The organism is Hyphomonas sp., assembly GCF_013823385.1.
Classification (GTDB): Bacteria; Pseudomonadota; Alphaproteobacteria; order Caulobacterales; family Hyphomonadaceae; genus Hyphomonas.
Genome location: NZ_PNMA01000087.1, coordinates 1 through 3,467, shown reverse-complemented (window position 1 = coordinate 3,467; position 3,467 = coordinate 1). Strand labels below are relative to the sequence as shown.

The window sequence follows — 3,467 nt, the reverse complement described above, 5'->3', positions numbered from 1 at the left end:
TCGCGCACCGCGTTCTCGGGGTTCGGCTCGCCCGGTGACAGCCCGATGCCATATTCGGAAAGCTGACGCAGCGCCCGCGTCGGCGCGAAGTCGAACACGAAACAAACGGGCTTGAGAATGTCCTCGCGGGCAGGATCGTCGCCGTCCGGGTTCTTGATCGACCATGGCGACTGCACCCGGAACGCCGCCTGGAAATAGGTTTCGGGCGATTTGAGATTGCGCAGCATCAGGATTGACGACCATTGCGGCACGGTCACCCCTGTCGTCAGCTTGCCGCAGGACAGCGTGATGGTCTTGCTTTCAAAGCCGCTGCCGATCGCCTTGCGCACCGGCGGCAGCGCCTCAAGCCCGATCCCGGCTCCAGTCCCGGCTGCGACGATAACCTCATAATCGTGCCAAAAGACGTTCTGCCGTTCTTCAAGCAAATTGGCCATTGCCTGGCAGGCCGCGACATTGGGCAAGAACCAGAAGGCGTGATTGAGATACGGCAGCAGGCGGGTATCGGAGTAGGGCCAAGGCGGACGGACGCCGGATTTGAGGCTCTCAAGCGAGCGGGGCGCGTCCGGTGCATTGCGGATGACGTTCAACCACTTCTGCACCTCGTCCTTGTGTTTGAAGGTCGCCAGCACGCCGGTGCCGGTTGCCGCGAAAAACTCGTTCAGATCGAACTCGTCGAACTGGCCGCCGCTGGCGATGGTGGTGACCTCGTCGGGCACCTTGTAGGTCAGCAACCGCATCTGAGGCAGCGCGGCATAAGGATTGCGCTCACCGGGATGGGCGGCGTCCCATTCCGCGCGCGCGCGCTGTTCGTCGGTGTAGGTCCAGTTGAAAATCTGCTCCTCGATGAACTCACCGGTGGCGAGCGCCTTGAACGGTGTGCCAGACAGATAGAGATAAGCGCGCGTCGTGATCGGCAGAAACTCGGCTTCGGCTTCGGACAGCTCACCAAGGTCTTCGTTCACCACCTCCAGCGCGCCCGCATATTCTTGGCTAACCTCGGCCTTGGCGACCGCTGCCTCTTCGCCCTCGAACAGCTCCTTCGCCGTGTCGCGCCAGGCACCGAAATGATACTCATCGAACACGACCAAATCCCAGTTGATCGTGTGAATCCATTCGTTGCGCGGCTTGATGTTGCCGGTCGCGTCCTTGCCCAGCAAATCCTGAAACGAGCCGAAATAGACGAGCGGCGTATCCTTCGGGACGCTGCGCGGGTCGCCGCTGTGCCCGCGGGACAGATATTGCCAGCCATCGAAATCTCGATGATTCTCAAGGTCGGCCGCCCAGGCATCTTCAACCGCTGGCTTGAACGTGACGACCAGCACGCGCTTGGCGGCCAATTTCCTGGCAAGCTGATAGCTGGTGAAGGTTTTGCCGAACCGCATCTTGGCGTTCCATAGGAAGCGCGGCACGGCCTTTGCGTCCTGCTCCCAGCGCGATCGATAATAGGCATAGGTCTGTTCGACCGCCTGGGCCTGTTCGGCGCGCATCGGAAAGCTGTCGTGGTGCGTCCCGGTAAAGCGCAGCCCGCTTTTCAGCTCGGCAATCGCGGTTTTCACATCGGCGGGCGAACAGCGCATCCATTCGCGTGACGCACCGATCACGACATTCTCGAAACCCTTTTGGATCAGGCGCTGGCGCACATCGCCATCGCGAAACCCGCTGCCATCCTCCCGCTCGGCGAAGTCATTCAGGTGCAGCGTATAGGCCTGTTGCATCTGCCCCTGGCTTTGGCGGATGCGGTCGTTGACGTCCTCCTGCGTGGTCTGCCCGACCTTGATCAGCCCCGCATAGGCCGCAGGCGGATCATTCGGCGTCCACGCATAGATGCGCAGCCGGGCTTCCGGCTTTGGAGTCAGTATGTCGTCGATGGTGGGCTTGTTCATTTTCGCTGCGACTGTCAGCTTATGCCAAGGCGGAGGCCGTGATCCTCAACGAATGCCCACCACAGCTTCTTTGAGTTGACGCGAAAGCGGTAATTTTGCCCTTGATAGGCCTTGAGCGAGTTTTCCACGTGATAGCCTTCCACCGCGAGTGAAATGGCCATGCCGGGGTCGTTGAAGTAAACGCGCAACTCCGCGCCCCATTTGTTGGGCTGATTTTGATAATGAACCGGATTGCCTGTCGTTACGGCTTGACCCGTCGCCGCTTGGTATCGCTGCTCAAATTTCGCCTGGGCGCGAGGAGCGACCTCTGCCTCAAGCAATAAGCCATGCGCTCCCTGGACTGCATAATTGGACATCATTCACCCCCCAATTCGGACGACCAGCTTCAAGCGAAGGGTCTTATCTTCAAATCAATAAAGCTAATCTCTTCATCAGTGAGACCAAAACGAAGAGCGAGCGCACTGTCAGTCCACGTTTCGTTCATGTCGAGCACGGGAACAAAGTCATAAGCCGACTTGGTTAAATGATGCGAATACATGAACTGGGAAACGAGAAACCGGAAGAACTTTGTTTTCATGTATTCGATAAGATTTCTAGCGTGCTCCTCTGATTCGTACGCTCCAATAACGAGGTACGTCTCAGTGCATATCATACCTGGTGGCATCACATCGATTTTCGAAAAGACCTTCCTTCGTCCGTCTTTTCCGGGGTTTCCGGCGTGATCGTAGGCAACGTAAGAGGTAATGACCTTCCACTTATCAATTATGTCGACACCGACGGTGATTTGGTCACGCTCATATGGCCCCTCGCCCTTTTCCCATCGAAGAACCAAATCTCCACTTTTCAATGGCCGGGCATTTGTCGGTAAGCCAAACGGCTTTCTGCTCGAAACTTGCTCGCTCATCATGCTTTGCGAGGCAGCAAGGACCTTCCGAATGATTGGAACGGCACCGCTGTGTCGAACAAAAGTTGAAAACTCATTCAACCGGCGCTCTGTTTCGCTTTCTAAGGAGTCTCCTACGATATTAGTGACGGTGCATGGACCACGCTCGTCTCGATCCCAGAGAAAAAAACAAACTCCTCCAGCTAAATCTACACCGGGGAAAGCATCCGTCGCATTCTCAAAATCGACCAACTTTCGAAGTCGATCGTCACTAAGCATCTCTGCCCGAAAATCGCCCAATCCCTTGCCGCCACCAAACCAGCGTGAAGGCACAACCATTGAGAGAAATCGTGGTTCGAGCTGTTTTGCCTGAGCTATGAACTTTTGATATATTGGCGAAGCACTTACACCGTGCCCCCCATCATTAAGTTGATAGGGCGGATTTCCGATTATTACGTCAAAATGCATTTTACCTCCGAACAGCTGGCCCACGCGCGTCTTGATATCATTCGCATGAATGAATGCGTAGGCATGGCTTTCTTGCTCATCGCCTCGATCAAATGCGCTTTCGTTTGCGCCACAAAACTTACATCGGCCACCGGCCCAAGAATGCTCCACTCGGTCAAACCAGACATTCCCGTCATCATCGTCAAAGCTCTTGGCCACTGAATGCGGGCCGGTTGCGTGTTTCGAGCAATACA

The 3,467-nt window shown here is 56.3% G+C and carries 3 protein-coding genes; all 3 read right to left on the bottom strand.

Features of this window, described 5'->3' with window-relative positions; translation table 11 throughout:
• A partial coding sequence (locus C0456_RS19790) for a DEAD/DEAH box helicase family protein (RefSeq protein WP_291056186.1) occupies positions 1-1,883 on the bottom strand: 1,883 nt, incomplete at its 3' end.
• Between the two features lie 14 nt (positions 1,884-1,897).
• Complete coding sequence (locus C0456_RS19785; protein ID WP_291056182.1) at positions 1,898-2,239, bottom strand: hypothetical protein; 342 nt, start codon at positions 2,237-2,239, stop codon at positions 1,898-1,900.
• A gap of 29 nt (positions 2,240-2,268) precedes the next feature.
• A partial coding sequence (locus C0456_RS19780) for an Eco57I restriction-modification methylase domain-containing protein (RefSeq protein ID WP_291056180.1) occupies positions 2,269-3,467 on the bottom strand: 1,199 nt, incomplete at its 5' end.